This window comes from Streptomyces deserti (genome assembly GCF_054782695.1).
The window spans coordinates 317119-335267 of the sequence record NZ_BAAGRZ010000003.1 but is presented as its reverse complement, the minus strand read 5'-3'; the positions used below and the strand labels follow the sequence as shown (position 1 = coordinate 335267).

General features: G+C 73.5%; 12 protein-coding genes. 5 read left to right on the top strand and 7 right to left on the bottom strand.

Translation table 11 applies throughout. The features are described from left to right. The first annotated feature begins 152 nt into the window (after positions 1–152). Positions 153–1592 (top strand): NADP-dependent phosphogluconate dehydrogenase, encoded by a 1440-nt coding sequence (gene gndA, locus ACYVMZ_RS09785; protein ID WP_461077689.1) that lies wholly within the window; start codon positions 153–155, stop codon positions 1590–1592. A gap of 592 nt (positions 1593–2184) precedes the next feature. Here gndA and ACYVMZ_RS09780 read toward each other — a convergent pair. From ACYVMZ_RS09780 to ACYVMZ_RS09765, 4 genes are all read right to left on the bottom strand, one after another. Then, positions 2185–2529: a GNAT family N-acetyltransferase gene (locus tag ACYVMZ_RS09780; RefSeq protein WP_461077687.1), complete on the bottom strand. Its 345-nt coding sequence runs from the start codon at positions 2527–2529 to the stop codon at positions 2185–2187. Between the two features lie 37 nt (positions 2530–2566). Continuing rightward, a complete protein-coding gene (gene panD / locus ACYVMZ_RS09775) occupies positions 2567–2986 on the bottom strand; it encodes an aspartate 1-decarboxylase (RefSeq protein ID WP_461077685.1) in 420 nt (139 codons plus the stop codon). 367 nt (positions 2987–3353) lie between these two features. After that, a complete protein-coding gene (locus tag ACYVMZ_RS09770) occupies positions 3354–3533 on the bottom strand; it encodes a hypothetical protein (protein ID WP_461077860.1) in 180 nt (59 codons plus the stop codon). A gap of 132 nt (positions 3534–3665) precedes the next feature. Then, a complete protein-coding gene (locus ACYVMZ_RS09765; protein WP_461077683.1) occupies positions 3666–5795 on the bottom strand; it encodes a SpoIIE family protein phosphatase in 2130 nt (709 codons plus the stop codon). 261 nt (positions 5796–6056) lie between these two features. Between ACYVMZ_RS09765 and ACYVMZ_RS09760 the strand changes: the two genes are divergently transcribed. Both ACYVMZ_RS09760 and ACYVMZ_RS09755 read left to right on the top strand, forming a co-directional pair. Then, entirely contained in the window at positions 6057–6290 is a 234-nt protein-coding gene (locus tag ACYVMZ_RS09760) for a DUF3072 domain-containing protein (protein WP_461077681.1), read from the top strand. A 103-nt stretch (positions 6291–6393) separates the two neighbouring features. Then, on the top strand, positions 6394–8088 hold the full coding sequence (locus ACYVMZ_RS09755; RefSeq protein ID WP_461077679.1) for a RecQ family ATP-dependent DNA helicase: 1695 nt from the start codon (positions 6394–6396) through the stop codon (positions 8086–8088). A 114-nt stretch (positions 8089–8202) separates the two neighbouring features. On the opposite strand, the gene ACYVMZ_RS09750 is transcribed toward ACYVMZ_RS09755, so the two are convergent. Next, entirely contained in the window at positions 8203–12942 is a 4740-nt protein-coding gene (locus tag ACYVMZ_RS09750; protein WP_461077677.1) for a TIR domain-containing protein, read from the bottom strand. A gap of 129 nt (positions 12943–13071) precedes the next feature. Beyond that, positions 13072–14973 carry an ABC transporter ATP-binding protein gene (locus ACYVMZ_RS09745; protein ID WP_461077854.1) on the bottom strand — a complete coding sequence of 634 codons (1902 nt, stop codon included), beginning with the start codon at positions 14971–14973 and terminating at the stop codon, positions 13072–13074. Positions 14974–15309: 336 nt separating this feature from the next. Between ACYVMZ_RS09745 and ACYVMZ_RS09740 the strand changes: the two genes are divergently transcribed. Beyond that, positions 15310–16209: a lysylphosphatidylglycerol synthase transmembrane domain-containing protein gene (locus ACYVMZ_RS09740; protein WP_461077853.1), complete on the top strand. Its 900-nt coding sequence runs from the start codon at positions 15310–15312 to the stop codon at positions 16207–16209. A gap of 323 nt (positions 16210–16532) precedes the next feature. On the opposite strand, the gene ACYVMZ_RS09735 is transcribed toward ACYVMZ_RS09740, so the two are convergent. Further along, complete coding sequence (locus ACYVMZ_RS09735) at positions 16533–17255, bottom strand: SDR family oxidoreductase (protein ID WP_461077675.1); 723 nt, start codon at positions 17253–17255, stop codon at positions 16533–16535. 125 nt (positions 17256–17380) lie between these two features. Here ACYVMZ_RS09735 and ACYVMZ_RS09730 point away from each other — a divergent pair, with 125 nt between their 5' ends. Further along, positions 17381–18139, top strand: coding sequence for a crotonase/enoyl-CoA hydratase family protein (locus ACYVMZ_RS09730; protein WP_461077673.1), 759 nt, complete (start codon positions 17381–17383; stop codon positions 18137–18139). Positions 18140–18149: the final 10 nt, after the last annotated feature.

Here is an 18149-nt window from a genome sequence, read left to right as displayed (position 1 = left end):
GTGCGGCCGGGGCCTGCGTGCGTATCTGCCTGCGCGGTGTCGCCCGACCCGCGCGTGCGCAGGCAGGGGCGGCACGTCAGGATGGGCGATGCGCCCCTACTGGCGGGCACCACCGGCAGCACCGATACCGAGGGCACTTAGGAGCCAACCCCATGAGCAGTTCAGCACAGATCGGCGTCACGGGTCTCGCGGTCATGGGCCGCAACCTCGCCCGCAACTTCGCGCGCAACGGCTACACGGTCGCGGTGCACAACCGGACGGCGTCGCGTACGCACGCCCTGGTGGAGGAGTTCGGGCACGAGGGCGACTTCGTCGCGGCCGAGACCGCCAAGGAGTTCGTGGCGGCGCTGGAGCGGCCGCGGCGCCTGGTGATCATGGTGAAGGCCGGTGAGCCGACCGATGCGGTGATCCAGGAGTTCGCCCCGCTGCTGGAGCCCGGTGACATGATCATCGACGGTGGCAACGCGCACTTCGCGGACACCCGGCGCCGGGAGCGCGAGCTGCGCGAGCAGGGCATCCACTTCGTCGGCACCGGCATCTCCGGCGGCGAGGAGGGCGCGCTGCACGGGCCGAGCATCATGCCGGGTGGCTCGAAGGAGTCGTACGAGTCGCTGGGCCCGATGCTGGAGAAGATCTCCGCGAAGGCGGTCGACGGTGCGCCCTGTGTGACCCATGTCGGTCCCGACGGCGCCGGGCACTTCGTGAAGATGGTGCACAACGGTATCGAGTACGCCGACATGCAGCTGATCGGTGAGGCGTACCAGCTGTTGCGCGACGTCGCCGGGTACACCCCCGCGGAGATCGCCGAGATCTTCCGCACCTGGAACACCGGCCGCCTCGACTCGTACCTGATCGAGATCACGGCCGAGGTGCTGTCGCACGTGGACGCGGCGACGGGCAAGCCGTTCGTGGACGTGGTGGTCGACCAGGCGGAGCAGAAGGGCACCGGCCGCTGGACGGTTCAGATCGCGCTGGACCTGGGCGTGCCGGTGTCCGGCATCGCGGAGGCGGTCTTCGCGCGCTCGCTGTCCGGTCACGCGGCGCTGCGGGAGGCCTCGCGGGGGCTGGCCGGGCCCAAGGCCCTGCCCTTGGCCGAGCCCGAGGCGGCCGCGTTCGCCGACCGGGTGGAGCAGGCGCTGTACGCGTCGAAGATCGTGTCGTACACGCAGGGCTTCCACGAGATCGCGGCGGGCAGCGAGGAGTACGGCTGGGACATCGACCTCGGTGCCGTCTCCGCGATCTGGCGTGGCGGCTGCATCATCCGCGCGGCCTTCCTGGACCGCATCCGCGCCGCGTACGACGCCCGGCCGGACCTGCCGAGCCTGCTGTCCGACGAGACGTTCGCGCAGGAGATCGCGGCCGCCCAGGACGACTGGCGCGAGGTTCTGATCGCCGCGACCCGCCAGGGCGTGCCGACCCCCGGTTTCGCCGCGGCCCTCGCCTACTACGACGCCCTGCGCGCCGAGCGGCTGCCCGCCGCGCTCACCCAGGGCCAGCGGGACTTCTTCGGGGCGCACACGTACCGGCGGACGGACCGGGACGGTTCGTTCCACACGCTGTGGGGCGGGGACCGGTCCGAGGTGTCCGCGTAACGGCTGCCGCCGCCGGGAGACGCGACAGGGGGCGGTGGGCGACCGGTGTGGTCGCCCACCGCCCCCTTGTGGCGCAGGGTTTGTCGTGCGGGTGCTGTGGTGCACGGGGCTGTGGTGCAGGGTCGCCGCCCGTCGTCACGGAGATGTGCCGAGGCGCGTCGGCGCTCAGGACAGCGGAGGCCCCGGCTCGGGGTTCGGTACCGGCTCCGGTCCCGGGGGGATCGGGGACGGGTCGGGTCCCGGGACGGGACGCGGGCCCGGAGGCGGCTCCGGGCTCGGCGGCGCCGGGGGCGTCGGCTGCGGAGCGGGGGGCGGCTCCGGGGGCGAGACCGGATCGGGGTACGGCTGCGGGTCCTTGGGGTCCGGGCCCGGCGTCGGCCCCGGCGGCACGGGGTCGGGATACGGATTCGTCATGACGGATGTCCTCCAGCCAGTCGGTCGACTCCGGCTCTGGACTACTCCCCCGCCTACCCGGCCACCGCCTCTCCAGTCACTCGCCCGCAGGACGGCGAGGGACCCAGGTGGACCTACCGGACACGCGCTGCCGACGCCCCGCTGTCGGCCCCCGGCCCGGGGCCGAGAGCCTGCTGCGTCAGAACCGCCCCGGATGCGCCGCGAGCCACTCCTTCGCCGCTCCCAGCAGCTCCGGAGCAGCCGCCGGGGCCTGCTCCGGGTGCCGTTCGGCCCACTTCGCGACGTACGGGCACAGCGGGGCGACCGCGCTGTGCTCACGGCCGGCGAGGGCGTACAGCTCGCGCGCCAGGGAGCCCGCGATGCCCTTCCCCTCGTGGGCCGGTTCGACGACGGTGTGCACGGGGACGAGAGCGCGCTCGGGGGATTCGAGGACGAAGTACTCGATGCGGCCGGTCACTTCCCCGTCTGCCACCGCCTCCAGACGGCCCGCCGCCCGGTCGTCGCGGATCTCGATGTCGCTCATGGGCACGCTCCTGGTCGGTCCGTCCGTGGTACGTCGGTCAGGCCGTGACGGCCTGCGGGCTGCGCCGCTGGTCCGAACCCGGCACCGGCTCGGACGGGTCGGCGCCCAGAGCCACGATGCGGTTGGCGTGGTCCACGTGCACGACCCGCGGCTCCAGGGCCCGCGCCTCGGCGTCGGTCACCTGAGCGTAGCTGATGATGATCACCAGGTCGCCGGGGTGGACGAGATGGGCGGCAGCCCCGTTGATCCCGATCACGCCCGAGCCGCGCTCGCCCTCGATGACGTACGTCTCCAGCCGGGCGCCGTTGGTGATGTCCACGATGTGCACGAGTTCGCCGGGCAGCAGGTCGGCGGCGTCGAGCAGGTCGGCGTCGATGGTCACCGATCCCACGTAGTGCAGGTCGGCCTGGGTGACGGTGGCGCGGTGGATCTTGGACTTGAACATGGTGCGCAGCATGGAGGCTCCCGGATCTAAGCTCCCTGCCTGCGTGTGTACAGGTCAAGGGCTGTTTCCTTACCTTGCTCGCCAGGCCGCGTCCGGGGGCTCGCCCGCTCCCCCGGCAGTTGGTGCCACGGCGACGGCAACCAGCCTACGCACCGGCCCGCGCCGGCCTCGGTGACTTTCACCACTGCGGTCGTGCAGGCTCGCGTGGTCGTCGGCGCCACGGTCGTCGGTCTCCTCGTTGGGAGATCACTCGGTGCCGCGCGTGAGGGCGATGGCCAGGCATGGGATGTGGGGCGTTTTGGTCCTCAGCGGGACGCTGGGCGCCGAAGTTCGCTGATCTTCATCAGGCGGGCGAGGACAAGATGGGCCGCGGCCAGGGTCAGCGTTCCCGCAGCGAGGGAGACGGCGGTGGGCCGGCGGTGACCTCGGCGAGGTGGGCGACGCGTTTGGCGAAGACGACCATGGCGGTGATGGAGACGACGACGAGCCGATGGCGCCGGTCCTGCCGGATGCCCGCGCAGGCGCTCGGCGTGACACAGGGTGGGCGATTCGCCGCCACGGCGCGCGATCCGCACCGCGACGGTGCAGCGCCCGACGATCGGCCTGGCGGCTGTGGACCATTCCGAGCGGAGGCCCGGCGCGCCCGCCGACCTCATCGAGTACTCCGTCGAGTACTCCGCGGCTGTGCAGGTCAAGGGCTGTTTCCTGAGCCTGCTCGGTGCAGCAGGAGGAGTGCGATGTCGTCCGCGCGCTGCCCGGTGGTGGCCAGCTTGCCGAGCAGGTCGTCGATGAGCCGGTCCAGGTCCCGGTCGTCGGCGTGGGCGAGATGGTGGGCGAGCCGGGTGATGGAGTCGTCGAGGTCGACCCCTGGTGTCTCGATGAGGCCGTCGGTGTAGAAGGCGAGCATCAGGCCGGGGGTGAGCGGGATCTCGGTCAGGGGGTAGACGGCGTCGGGGTCGATTCCCAGAAGCGGTCCGGGCGGGACGACGACGGGCCGGGTGTCGCGGTCGGGGAGACGCAGGAGGGGCGGCGGGTGGCCGGCGCTGGCCAGGGTCACGCGTCCGCGGGCGAAGTCGAGGTGGGCGTACAGGCAGCTGGTGAACAGGTCGGGGCCGAGGTCGATGAGGAGCCGGTTGGTTCTGGAAAGGACCTGGTCGGGGGCCGTGCCGAGGGTGGCGTGGGCGTGCACGGCCGTACGGACCTGCCCCATCAGGGCTGCGGCGGCGACGTTGTGGCCCTGCACGTCGCCGATGACGGCCGCGGCGGCGGTGTCGCCGAGCCGGATCAGGTCGTAGAAGTCTCCGCCGATGTCCATGCCCCGGGTGGCGGGCAGATAGCGGGCGGCGACCCGCAGGCCGGTGACCGTGGGCAGGGTGCGGGGCAGCAGTGCCTGCTGGAGGCCATGGGCGAGCTGGTGTTTGGTGTCGTACAGGCGGGCGCGGTCGAGGGCCTGGGCGATGAGCCCGGCGAGTGACGTCATGACGGCACGTTCCTCGGCCGGGAACGTCCGGGGGGTGTCGTAGGACAGGACGCAGCAGCCCACGGGCCGGCCGGAGACGATCAGGGGCAGGAAGGCCCAGGCCTGTTTGCCGCTGACCAGCGGGGCCTCGGGGTAGGTGCGCCGCATCTCCTCCGGGTCGGAGAAGAACGCGGGGATGCCGCTGGAGAGGGCGCGCCCGGCCGGGGTGAAGGTGGTGTCGAGGGGCAGGCCGTCGAGACGCTCGATGGTGTCGGGGGCGTAGCCGCGGTGGCCGGTGATCCTGAGCCGCCCGGCGTCGGCGGTGGACAGGACCAGTCCCTGGGCGCCGAAGGCGGGCATGATCTGGTCGGCGATCAGGTCGATGACGTCCTGCACGCCGACGACCTCGGTCAGCGCGGCGGCCAGGTGCGTGAGCTGGTACAGCTGACCGGCCCGGGCCGGTGTGGCGGCGCGCGGGGACCGGTGGGGCGCCGGTACGGGCGGGGGCTGTGCACCGGTGCGCACGATACGGACGCTGATGCCGCTGGCGTCCGGGTAGAGGTGGAAGTCCAGCCACTGGTCCGGCGGGCGGCACGCGGTGAAGGCGACGGGCTCGCGGCTGATCACCGCGGCACGGTAACGGTCCTCGTAGGTGGGGTCGTCGAGCCAGCGCAGGGACTGCCACGGCAGGGTGCCCAGCAGCTGACCGGCGTCGCGGCCCAGCAGGTCGCAGGCACCGGCGCTGACATAGGTGATGCGTCCCTCCAGGTCCAGGGCGCAGCTGCCGCCGGGCAGGCGCTCGGCGAAGTCGGCGGCGGCCATCGCCGGGCCCGTGGGTCGGCGGCCGGTTTCGGCGGGCAGGACGCGAGGCCGATCGCCGTGTGCCGGGGACCGGCGCTGCTCGACGGCTTCCTCGAGCAGCCGGGCCAGACGCCGGCAACTGGACGCGATGTGGCCCTTCTCCCGCTGGGTCATGTACGGCGGACGGGTGGCCGGCCACATCAGCATCAGGGCCCCCCACCGGCGGGCGCCGGTGACCGGCGCGGCAACCAGCGCCAACGGGTAGGGCAGCGCCATCGCGGTGCGCGGATAGGAGCGGGCCATCTCCTCCTGACTGCCGACCCACACCATGCGGTCCTCGCGGACCGCGACGGCCACGGGGGCGGGAGCGGTGATCGGGACCCTCGCCCACGGTGCGGCGAGCTCGGCCGGCGCCCCGCACAACACGTCCAGACGCAACAGTTGCTCGTCCGGTGTGAGCAGGTACAGAGCGCCGATGGACGCGCCGGTGCGGCGGACGGTCTCCGCGAACGCGCCGTCCAGTTCGTCGGCATCCGTGGCCGGGTCACCCGTGCTGGTCACGAGGCACCTCCAGCATCGCCGGGGCGTATCCGGAGGGCCGCGGGCGGCCCTCCGCTCCCCTCGGGCTCCCGAATACGCCCGCCCGCCGCACGTACCCGGCCTCGCCCATATGGACGTTACGCCCTCATGGAGCGGTCGGCACGCCGTTGCGCCCAGGCGGTACCGGTTCCCCGTCGCGCCTGCGCGGCATCGAGCCCGGCGTCCCCGACACCGGAGGTCTCCGCGCGGAGACGACCGGGGAAACGGGGGTAGTCGGACCCCATGAGTGAAACGAATCCGGCCAAGGACGTGGCGGACTGGGCGACCGGGGACGAACCGGCCACCGGCCCGCAGCTGAGTTACCTGCACACCCTGGCCCGTGAAGCGGGCGAGGAGGTCCCGCAGCACCTGACGAAGGCGGAGGCGTCGCGGATGATCGACCGCTTGCAGCAGGCTTCGCCCCGCACGGGAGGGGCGCGAGCACCGGGAGACGAGGCGGCCGGCGGCGGCGCCTGACCGGCGTGCCGAAGGCCGCCGAAGGCAGCAGAGCCCGAGGCAGAAGAGCGAAGAGGCAAAAGAGCCGAAGAGGCGGACGAGCCGACGGCAGAAGAGAGGCGCCATGTCGCGGGAGAGTGACCTCGGCGTCGCGGACCGCCTGGCGCGGACCGCCGCCGACGTGTTCGGCTGGCGGGAGCTGCGGCCGGGCCAGCTGACCGCGATGGAAGCGGTCATGGCGGGCCGCGACACCCTGGTGGTCATGCCGACCGGCGCGGGGAAGTCTGCGGTGTACCAGGTGGCCGGGCTGTCGCTGCCCGGTCCCACCGTCGTCGTCTCCCCGCTGATCGCCCTGCAACGGGACCAGATCGCCGGCCTGCTCAGCCACAGCGCCCCGGACGCCGTCGCGGTCAACTCGGCGCAGCCGGCCGGGGAAACGGAGGCCGCCTGGGCGGCGGTGCAGCACGGCGACGCCGAGTATCTGTTCCTCTCCCCCGAGCAGCTGACGAAGGACGAGGTGGTCGGGCGCCTCGCCCGGGCCGCGCCGTCGTTGTTCGTGGTGGACGAAGCACAGTGCGTGGCCGCCTGGGGGCACGACTTCCGTCCCGACTACCTGCGCCTGGCCCAGGTGGTGCAGCGGGTGGGCAGACCGACGGTCCTCGCCCTGACGGCCACGGCCGCTCCCCCGGTGCGGGAGGAGATCGTGCAGCGGCTGGGCATGGCGGACCCCACGCTGGTGGTGGCCGGTTTCGACCGGCCGAACATCGCCCTGGAGGTGCGCCGTTTCACGCGCGACGCGGACAAGCGCCGGGCGGTGGTGGAGCGGGCCGCCGCGGAGCCCAAGCCCGGCATCGTCTACGCCGCCACCCGCCGGGACGCCGAGGACTACGCGGCCGAGCTCGCCGGGCTGGGCCTGCGCGCCGTGGCCTACCACGCCGGGCTGGCCGCCGGTGAGCGCTCCCGGGTGCACGACGCCTTCCTGGCCGGTGAGGCCGACGTGGTGGTCGCCACCTCCGCCTTCGGCATGGGCATCGACAAGGAAAACGTACGGTTCGTGCTCCACGCTTCCGTGCCCGGTTCCCTCGACGCCTACTACCAGGAGATCGGCCGTGCGGGCCGCGACGGCGCGCCCGCGGTCGCGGTCCTCCACTACCGGCCGCAGGACAGCGGGCTCCAGCGTCTCTTCGCCGCCCGCGCGCCCGACGAGGAGACCCTCGGCGAGGTCGCCGAGCAGATCGAGGAACACGACGGCCCCGTCGCGTTGGACGACGTCAGCGAGCGCACGAACCTCTCGCACCGCCGCGTGACGGCCGCCGCCAACCTCCTGGAGCAGGCGGAAGCCGTACGCATCGACGCCGACGGGGAGGTGCGCTCCGTTCCCGACGTGACGGCGGAGGACGCCACCGCGCGGGCGACGGAGGCGGCGGAGACCCGAAGGAGGCTGGAACGGTCCCGGCTTGAGATGGTGCTGGCGTACGCCGAGACCACGGGGTGCCGGCGCCGCTTTCTGCTCGGCTACTTCGGTGAGCCCTACGACGCGCCGTGCGGCACCTGCGACGTGTGCGCACCGGCCTCGGCCGGCGGCACGGTCGTCGAGGGAGTGGGAGACACCGGTGACGCCCGGCCGGCGCATCCGGCGGCCGCCTCGTACCCGGTGGGCAGTCAGGTGCGGCACAGCGAGTGGGGCGACGGCACGGTCATGAGCGAGGAGGGCGACCGGATCACCGTCCTGTTCGACTCCATGGGATACCGGACGCTGTCCCTGGCCGCGATCGCCGAGAAAGGGCTGCTCACAACGCGCATGGAGCCCACCGGCTGACGGCTGCGCCCAGGACCGGGCGGCGATCTTTGTCCGCAGGACGCTCGTGGCCGCCTGCGGCGGACACACGATCGGCTCGTCCACGGCGGCGATCCGTCATGTGGCCGGCCCCGCTCACTCGTCCGCCCGTTGGAGCTCGCGCGCGGCGACGTTCCCCGCCGCGGCCAGCGCGTCGACGATGACGTCGTAGTGCTTGCGCGCCTGTCCGTCCAGCCGGCCCGACTCGCGCACCGAGCGCAGCCATTCGACGAGGAGGTAGCTGCCACGGACCACCTGACCGCCTTGCGGAACAGCCAGGTTGCGGACCCAGGTGAGACCGGGAGAGAGCTGGTCGTCGACGGGAGAGGCGCGAAGGAGCCCGATGAGGTCGTCGACGGCGTCCGCATCGCCGACCGCTGCGGGAAGCCACCGTTCGATGGCAGGCGCGAGGTGCCCCGCGGTCAGCCAGTCTTCGCGAGCGTCCTGTGCCGTCCGGTCGGCGTGGCTGTCGAAGTGGACCGGTGCCGGGGCCGGTACGAGCGCTCCGAGGGCGCGGGTGGCTCGATGGGAAGGCCTGCGCGACTCTCGCGGCTCCTCGGAGAGCTCCAGCACCGTCTCCATGAGCACGGGCCAGACGTCGCGCAGGCGGGTGCGGCGCTCCGTGTCGTACGTGGCGGCCGTGCGCGCTCCCCGCAGCAGCGCTCCTGCGGTCGCGCTCACGCCGCCGAGGCCGACCACCGCCTCGGTCAGGAGGCCGGGGCCGGTTCGGGTGGCGGCCAGGAGCGCGTCGGCGACGAGCAGGGTCTCCTCTTCCCGCACCGTGTACATCTCCCGCTCCCAGTGGAGCGCGGTACGGACGTAGGCGTCCAGCAGCACGCCCCGCAGTGCCGCGGCATCCGAGGCGACGCAGCACGTGCTCGCCGCCGCGTCCACCGTGGCGACGAGCGCGGGCACGATGCGGTGGAGCATCAGGTCGGAGGCGTCCAGTGTCGGCAGGACGGTGAGGGGATCGCCCTCGATGGGCACGTAGTCGCGTCGTCCCGCGCTGTCCCACGGGCCCATGACGATGTCGCGGACGCCCTGCTCCACGGCCTGCCAGGCGAGCCGGTGCCGGCACGTCGCCTGGTCCGGGCCGCACGGTGCCGTCCACACCGCGCGCAGGGCGCGGGCCGTGATCCGGCGGACCTCGTGGGAGGCCGTCAGGGAGGCGGACAGCGCGGCTGCCACGACGCCCGGCTCGACGGCATCCCGCCCCGCCCACCTGCCGCCGTGCGTGAAGGAGGGCAGCAGCAGGAACGGGAGGGCCGAGGCGGCGGAACGGTCCGCGCCCATGCTGAAGAGCGTGTCCTCGTCGAGGTCCCGTCCGTCACAGGGCACCGCCGCGCAGGCGACGACGGTCCGTACGGCCCACTCCACCTGGTCGTCTTCGATTCCGGGAACGGGGATGTCCGCGCCGGTCGTGCGGACGACCGCGGCTGCCACCGCACCAGCGGCGTCGACGTGCTGGTGGGTCGCACCGCTCGGCGGGTCGTGCAGCAGTTCCACCGCCGTTCGCACGTCGTCGGCCAGCGACTCCGGCTTCACCCGTGGAGCAGCGTCGACGAACGGTGGCGTCGGACCGAGGCAGTAGCTGCTCTGCAACCCGTACATCGTGCTCGTGCGGGTCAGGTCACGACGTGTCCCGTCCAGTTCCGCCGCCAACTCCGGTGGCTCGGCGTAGGTGGCGGCGACGTCCGTGCCCGCGCGTACGAGGCTGTAGTTCCCGGCGTCCAGGTTCGCGGCCCGGATCCTGGCCTCGAGCACGGGTCGGCCCGAGGCGTCCTTCGGGCCTGCCTCCAGGAGCCGGGTGCCCACCGTGCGCAGTCGCTCGGCCGCCGTGTCGTCGCCGGTGGCCGCCGCTCTGGTGACCAGGAGCGCGGCCACGTCGCGGAACGTCGCCCTGCGCAGCGGGAGTCCCCTCAGCTCCGCGTCGTCCCGGACGACCAGGAGCCCCGTCAATTCCCGCGTGGCACGAAGATTCTCGAACTCCCACAGCTCCGGCACGGCCAGGAAGTCGTCCAGTTCGTCGGTCACGTCGTCCAGGTGCCGGACGAGGAAGCCGATGACGACGCCCACCGCCGCGAGGCTGTGTGCCCGGCGCAGCAGGCACAGGGCGGTGTCGCGCAGCGGCAGGCCGGCCGCGTGCAGTTGGTCCGCCATGCGTTCCCACGCCAGCAGCGCGCTCGTGCACGGCGCCGGACTCGTGCCCGCGTCCCGGTACCAGCCGTACACCTGTGCGGTTCCCGCGTAGCGGCGTGGCCCGAGTCCCAGCAGGTCCAGCTCGAGTCCCTCGACGACCGGCTCCGAGGGCGTGCCGCCCCGTCGTGCCGCTCGTCGCTCCGCCTCGGCGGTCGCGGCATGGTCCAGCAAGGTGTTGACGACGGTCAGGCCCAGCGCCGGTTCGAGCCGCAGCAGCGCCCAGAAGGGGCCGTAGTACCACGCCGATCTCGGTTCTCCGACTCGCCAGCCGCCCTGGTGGTCACGGACGAGCTCGGCGCCGAGCGCCGCGTTCCCGGCCCGCTTCTTCTTTTTCTTTCCTCCGATGTAGTAGGCGAGGGCCAGTTCGGCCAGCAGCCGGGGAACGGCGGTGCCCAGCGACAGAACGGCGCCGGGGTTCTCCACGACCGGTTGCAGGGCTCTGGGCCTGTGCTCCGCGATCCGGCGCAGCAGCGCGTGCGTCCGTTCGTCGCCGTCGGGGCCCAGCGTGGCCAGCATCTCCAGGTACGTCCGGTCGTCCGTGCCCTCGTCGCGCCCGAGGAGGTACTCGCGCACGTCCCGGCGCACCTCACGCGTGACCGGGTCGTCGTCCGCGTCGGTGTCGCCCGCGAGGCCGCCCAGCCAGCTCAGGACGATCCTGTCGGCCTGCTCGGGAATGTCACCGGGCAGGCCGCGCACGGTCCCGTGCTGTCGCACCAGCCACGCCACCAGAGGCTCCAGCAGGATGGGGTCGGCGGCGCCGGAGGCGGCGAGGCGCTGCTCGGCGACCCGCAACAGCTGCGCCAGAAACCGACCGCGGTCCTGAAGGAGCAGGTCCGTCACCGCGCGGAGCGTCGACTCGGCGGCTCCCGTCGACAACACGGCCTCCCACGGCACGTCCGCCCAGCGGGCGCCGTGGCCGTCGGCGAGTTCGCCGAAGAACCGCAGCAGTTCGGTCAGCGCACCGTCCGCACGGCCGCCGTCCACCGCGGCCAGTCTCGCCTGGCATGCCACCGTCGCGGCACGTACCGCCCAGCGCGGCGCGTCGGCCGCTGCCAGCGTGGCGAATCCGTCGGTGAGCAGCAGACGCGCGGTGGCGAAGTCCCGTACGACATCGTTGGAGAAGCTCTCTCGGCTGCGCCAGGAGGCACCCGGCCCCAGCGGCAGCAGCAGCCCGTCCGACCGCAGGGAGGGCAGCGCGGTGGCGTCGGCCGTGCCCGGGTTCCTTCCTGGGCACAGTTCCTCACGGGCCAGGTGGAGCAGGGCCTGTTCGCGTGCGTCCGGCGCGGGACCGCCCGGAACGTACTGCTCCTGGCGCCGGACCCAGCCCCGCCAGCAGGCGTCGAACACGTCCGCCTCGGACGGGGCGCCGTCGCGCAGGGCGGCGAGCATGTCCCCGCGCAGTGCCAGCCCGACCAGACCGACCCGGCGCAGCAGCCAGCGGGACCGTCGCTCCCGCAGCCGGGCGAGGGGCGGGATGTCGTGCAGCAGCCGCTCGACGTCGGTGTCCGTCAGCGGTTCGATCCGCGTGGTGTCCGGCGCGGCGCCGGCGACCGCCCCGAGCGCGTCCTCGACCAGGTCCAGGGCGTCATCGCGAGCGACGGCGACGACACCGAGCCCCGCGTTGTGCGCGGCGTCGGCCAGCGCCAGCAGCCGGTCCCGGGCACCTTCCTGGACCGCTTCCGCGCCGTCGAGCACCAGCAAGCGCGTGTCGGCAGCGGGCAGGGACGCGAAAAGACGCGCCAGCGGTACGCCGACGGCGGTGTCCAGTGCGGGCAGTGGGGGCTGCACATCGCGCAGACTGAGCGCCACGACCTGCGCACCGCTCTCCCGGAGCAGGTCGACGGCCTGGAGACACAGCACCGACTTGCCCACGCTCGGCTCTCCGTGGACGACGAGGGTGCCCGCCTTGCCGGCGGTCTCGGTCATGGCGTCCGCCAGGCTTCGGCATGCCGCCGAGCGATCGACCGTGACCCGCGTCGGTCCGTCCTGGTGCCGTACGTGCAACTCGCGAGGTGTCCGCAGATTGAGTTGCCGCTCGAAGTTGCCGAGGGCCGGGTGAGCGACGTCCGCGTCCGGGGCCGGCTCGGGGGCCACGGCCGTGTCCGGGGCACCTCTGTCGTCGTCATCGCGCGGCGCGAACACGGGGATCGGCCCCAGAGGCGGCTCGATCTCGTAGGGCTGGCCGGTGAGGTAGCGCAGCAGCGTCTCGGCTCCGGCGGTGGTGAGCGGATCCACGGCGTAGTGGGTGACCGCGCGGCCTCCCATGAAGGAGGGGAGCTCGTCGGTGCTGCGGCCCGGAAGGATCACCGGCAGGATGCGCCGGAACCAGTCGTTGGGACGCGTCAGGATCTCGGCCCGCAGCAGCCGGGCCTCCCAGCCGACTCCCTCGCCCCTGCCGGGCACCTCGTTGCCCTCGGCGCGCCGCTTGTATGCGGGAGATGCGACGACCAGCACGAAGTCCGCCTGCTCGTACTCCCGTTGCATCCACAGGGTCCAGTCCTGTGGCACTTCGGCGGCGGGTCTGTCCAGCTTCGCCTCGATGCCGTTGTCCCGCAACAGCCGCCACAGCGCGCGGACTTTCTCGGTGTGAGCGCTGTCGTCGTGCGCGTAGGAGATGAAGACCCGTGGTCCGGTCACGCTCCGGGCCTCCTCGCCTCCGCCTTGCGTCACGCCCGCCAAGGCTAATGCGTCCGGACGGCAGGCCGGCCGGCAGGCCGGTTGCCCGGTCGCCCGGCCGGCCGCGCAGGGCGGGTGGGCCCTCGGCGGCTAGGCCGCCGCTTCCTCCACCGGCGCCATCCGAGTAGCCCCGTTGTGCTGCCGTTCGAACTGCGTCCGGTACAGCTCCGCGTACCGGCCGCCCGCCGCCAGCAGTTCCTCGTGCCGGCCGCGTTCCGCGACGCGCCCGCCCTCGATCACCAGGATCTGGTCCGCCGCCCGGACCGTGGAGAGCCGGTGGGCGATCACGATTGCCGTCCTGCCTTCCAGGGCCTCCGTGAGGGCCTCCTGGACGGCGGCTTCCGAGGTGTTGTCGAGGTGGGCCGTCGCCTCGTCGAGGATGACGACGCGCTGGCGGGCCAGCAGCAGGCGGGCGATGGTCATGCGCTGGCGTTCGCCGCCGGAGAGGCGGTAGCCGCGTTCGCCGACGACGGTGTCGAGGCCGTCGGGCAGGGACCGTACGAGGTCGTCGAGGCGGGCGCGGCGCAGAGCGTCCCACAGCTCCTCCTCGGTCGCCGCGGGGCGGGCCAGCAGGAGGTTCGCGCGGACCGTGTCGTGGAAGAGGTGGCCGTCCTGGGTGACCATGCCGAGCGTGTCGCGCAGAGAGGCCGCGGTCAGGTCGCGGACGTCCACGCCGCCGACGCGTACGGCGCCCGCGTCGACATCGTACAGGCGCGGCAGCAGCTGCGCGATGGTCGACTTGCCCGCGCCGGACGAGCCGACCAGGGCGACGGTCTGGCCCGGTTCGGCGCGGAAGGAGATGCCGTGCAGGACCTCGGTGCCGCCCCGCGTGTCCAGGGCGGCGACCTCCTCCAGGGAGGCCAGGGAGACCTTGTCGGCGGACGGGTAGCCGAAGCGGACGTCCTCGAACTCGACCGGCACCGGGCCGTCGGGGACCTTCCGCGCGTCCGGCTTCTCCTGGATGAGTGGCTCGAGGTCGAGCACCTCGAAGACCCGCTCGAAGCTGACCAGGGCGCTCATCACCTCCACCCGCGCCCCGGCGAGCGCGGTCAGCGGCGCGTACAGGCGGGTCAGGAGCAGGGCCAGGGACACGACCGCGCCCGGTTCCAGGGCGCCGCGCAGGGCGAAGTAGCCGCCGAGGCCGTAGACCAGGGCGAGGGCCAGGGCGGAGACCAGGGTGAGCGCGGTGATGAACGCGGCCTGGGCCGTGGCCGTGCGGACGCCGATGTCCGCGACGCGGCGGGCTCGTTCGGCGAACTCCTGCGACTCCTCCTCCGGGCGGCCGAAGAGCTTGATCAGCGTGGCGCCGGGCGCGGAGAACCGCTCCGTCATCCGCGTGCCCATGGCCGCGTTGAGCGCCGCCGCTTCCCGCTGCATACGGGCCATACGGCTGCCCATGCGCCGGGCGGGGATCACGAACACCGGGAGCAGCACCAGCGCGAGCAGCGTGATCTGCCAGGACAGGGTGAGCATGACGGCGAGGGTGAGCAGCAGCGTGACCAGGTTGCTGACCACTCCGGACAGGGTGTTGGCGAACGCCCGCTGCGCGCCGATGACGTCGTTGTTGAGCCGGGAGACCAGTGCTCCCGTACGAGTGCGTGTGAAGAACGCGACCGGCATCCGCTGGACATGATCGAACACGGCCGTCCGCAGATCGAGGATCAGCCCCTCCCCCAGCCTCGCCGACAGCCTCCTGGCGGCGATGCCCAGTACCGCCTCCGCGACCGCGATGAGAGCGATCAGCAGGGCCAGCCGTACGACCGTGGCCTCGTCGCCGTCCGACACGATCGCGTCCACGACACGTCCGGCCAGGACCGGGGTCGCGACGGCGAGCAGCGCGGTCACCACCCCGAGCAGCACGAACACGGCGATGCGGCGGCGGTGCGGGCGGGCGAAGGCGCCGATGCGGCGCAGTGTCGCGCGGGCGAAGGGGCGGCGCTCCTGCTGGGCGGTCATGACACTGTGCAGCTGTGTCCACGCTGTGGTCTCCATACTCATGAGACCGAACGTAGAACCTCAAGCATTATTGAGGTCAATGTCGTCCATGCCGGTTCCCCGAAATCCCGCGCAAAGGCCCCGATGACCCTCCCTCCCCAGCCGCTCCCCGCGCGTAAGGCGCCGTCCCCGCGTCCGCAACCCGCCGTTGGCGCGGTGCGGACACCCTCTGAGGGTGTGACAGCGGTACAACTCCCCGATCTCTCCCCGCATCTCTCATCGGACCTCTCCCCGCATCTCTCATCGGCCCCCTCCCCAGATCTCTCCCCGGATCTCTCATCGGGACGATTCCCCCGTCGCGTCCCGGTCCGCCGCATCCGCCAGGTCCTGTGTCTGCTGCCGCTCCTGCTCGTCACCGTGGTCGCGGTGCAGCACCGGTCGGTGCTGGCCGAGGGCTTCGCGCACCTCGGCACCGCCCAGTGGCCCTGGCTGCTGGCCGCCGTCGGCGCCACCTGTCTGACGTGGGTGGCAGCCGCCTGCACCCGGCAGGGCGCGGTGGTCGAGCCGCTGCCCAAACGGCGGCTGCTGGCCACGCAGTTCGCGGCCGGCGCGGCCAACCACCTGCTGCCGACGGGCCTGGGCGCGAGCGCCGTCAACCTGCGGTTCATGACGGTGTGCGGGCTGCCGCTCGCCCGCTCCTCTGCGGCCCTCGCGCTGTACCTGCTGGCGGAGAGCATCGGCCGGCTGGCCCTGCTCGGCGCGCTGCTCCTCGCGTTCCCCCACGCGCTGCGGCTCGGCACCCTGCTGCCGGAGGGAGCTTTCGGCCCGCTGCTGATCGCCGTCTGCGCGGCGCTGGTGGTCGCGGCGGGCGTGCTGGGCCTGGTACGGCGGGTGCGCTCGGCCGTCGTCTCCTTCCTGCGTACGGCGTTCGGCGAGGCGCGCTCGGTGCACACGCGGCCCGCCCGGGCGCTCGCCCTGTGGGGCGGCTCCCTCGCCTTCCCGGCCCTGCAGGCCACCGGACTCGTGCTGGTGGGGCAGGCGCTGGGGCTGTCGGTGCCGCCCGCGCACATGGCGCTCGCCTACCTCGCGGCGACGGTCGCCGTCGCGCTCGTGCCCACTCCGGGCGGGCTCGGTTCGGTGGAGGCGGCGCTGGTCGTGGCGCTGGTGGCGGCGGGCGGCCCGGCCGCCGTGGCCACGGCGGTGGTGCTGGCCTACCGGATCATCACGGTCTGGCTGCCGCTGCTGCCGGGCGCGTTGACGCTGGGCGCGCTGGTGCGGCTGAAGGTGCTCTGACCCGCCCGTGCCCCGGCCGTGACCGGCGCTGACCGGCCCGACGGGTCACGGCCGCGCCCCGGCCATGTCCCGCGCGTGATGGCCCTCGACGGGCCGGCCGTCCCGAGCCCCGACCGGCTGACCGCCAGACCGGCTCCACCGGCGATGCCCCCACCAGCCACCCGCGCCAGCCCCACCAGCCCCATGGCCCGATGAGGCCCCACCCGAGCCCGAACGGCCCGACGCCCCACCGCCTCACCGGCCAACCGCCCACGTCCTCACCGGCCCAACCGCCCCACGGCCTAACCGCCCCACGGCCCCTTCCTGCCCACCGGCCCAACCGGTCACCAAGGCACCGGCTTCCCGTCCCGGAAGAATCCCCCGGTCGGCCCGTCGTCCGGCAGGGTGGCCGCCCAGACGACCCCGGCGGCGCCCTCGGCGACGGGCCGGCCGCCGCCGCCCATGTCGGTGGCGGTCCAGCCCGGGCAGACCGCGTTGACGAGGACGCGATCCCGGCGCAGCTCGCCCGCGAGGAGCCGGGTGAGGGCGTTGAGCGCGGCCTTGGAGACGCTGTAGGCGGGGGTGCCGCCGGTCATGCCCTGCAGGGAGCCGCCCTCGCTGCTGACGTTGACCAGCCGCGGGTGCGGGCTGCGGCGCAGCAGCGGCAGCAGGGCCTGCGTCACCCGCCAGGCACCGAACAGGTTCGTCTCCATCGCCCGCCGGACCTCGTCGAGGTCGGCCGAACGGGCCCTGGCCCAGGTGTCGTACAGGATCGCGGCGTTGTTGACGAGCACGTCGGTGCGGCCCAGGTGCCGGGTGACCCAGTCGGCCATGGCGGTCACGCTCGCGTCGTCGGCGACGTCCAGCTGCACGGCCGTGACGCGTACGCCGCCGGGGTCGAGTCGGGCGGCCGCGGCGCGGCCCTTGGCGAGGTCGCGGGAGCCGAGGACGACGCGGTGTCCCCGGTCGGCGAGCTGCCGGGCCACCTCGTACCCGATGCCGCGGTTGGCTCCGGTCACCACCGCGACGGGCGGCGCCTGCGGATCACGCGTGGGTTCGACTGCCATGGGACGCTCCTGATCACGGGGCCGCCTGCCGGATCAGCCTCGCACACGGCCAACCGCCCTGCGCCCCGCCCGCGGTGACCCGCCGGTAGGGTTCTGGGGAGCCGACCACCGAAAGGGGCTGTCTCGTGCCGGTCCGCGTCGAGCGTCAGGGCCACGTCACCACGGTCGTCCTGTCCCGCCCCGAGGTGCGCAACGCGGTGGACGGCCCGACCGCCGCCGAACTCACCGCCGCCTTCCGGGAGTTCGAGGCGGACGAGGAGGCGCGGGTGGCGGTGCTGTGGGGTGAGGGCGGCACGTTCTGCGCGGGCGCCGACCTCAAGGCCCTCGGCACCGAGCGAGGCAACCGGGTCGCGGAGGACGGCGACGGTCCGATGGGGCCGACCCGGATGCGGCTGTCCAAGCCGGTGATCGCCGCGGTGGCCGGGCACGCCGTGACCGGGGGTCTGGAACTGGCGCTGTGGTGCGATCTGCGGGTCGCCGAGGAGGACGCCGTGTTCGGGGTGTTCTGCCGCCGCTGGGGCGTACCGCTGATCGACGGCGGCACGGTACGGCTGCCCCGGCTGATCGGCAAGAGCCGCGCCCTGGACATGATCCTCACGGGACGGCCGGTCCCGGCCCGGGAGGCGATGGGGCTCGCCAACCGGGTGGTGCCCACCGGCCGCGCCCGCGCCGAGGCCGAGGACCTTGCCGCCGCGATCGCCCGGTTCCCGCAGTCCTGCCTGCGCGGCGACCGCGCCTCCGTCCTCGACCAGGAGGGCCTGGACGAGACGGCCGCGCTGCGCGGCGAACTCCGGCACGGCACGGGTGCGCCGGCCGAGAGCCTGGAGGGCGCCGCCCGGTTCGCCTCCGGCGCGGGGCGGCACGGGTCGTTCACGGACGTGTGAGGAGTCACCG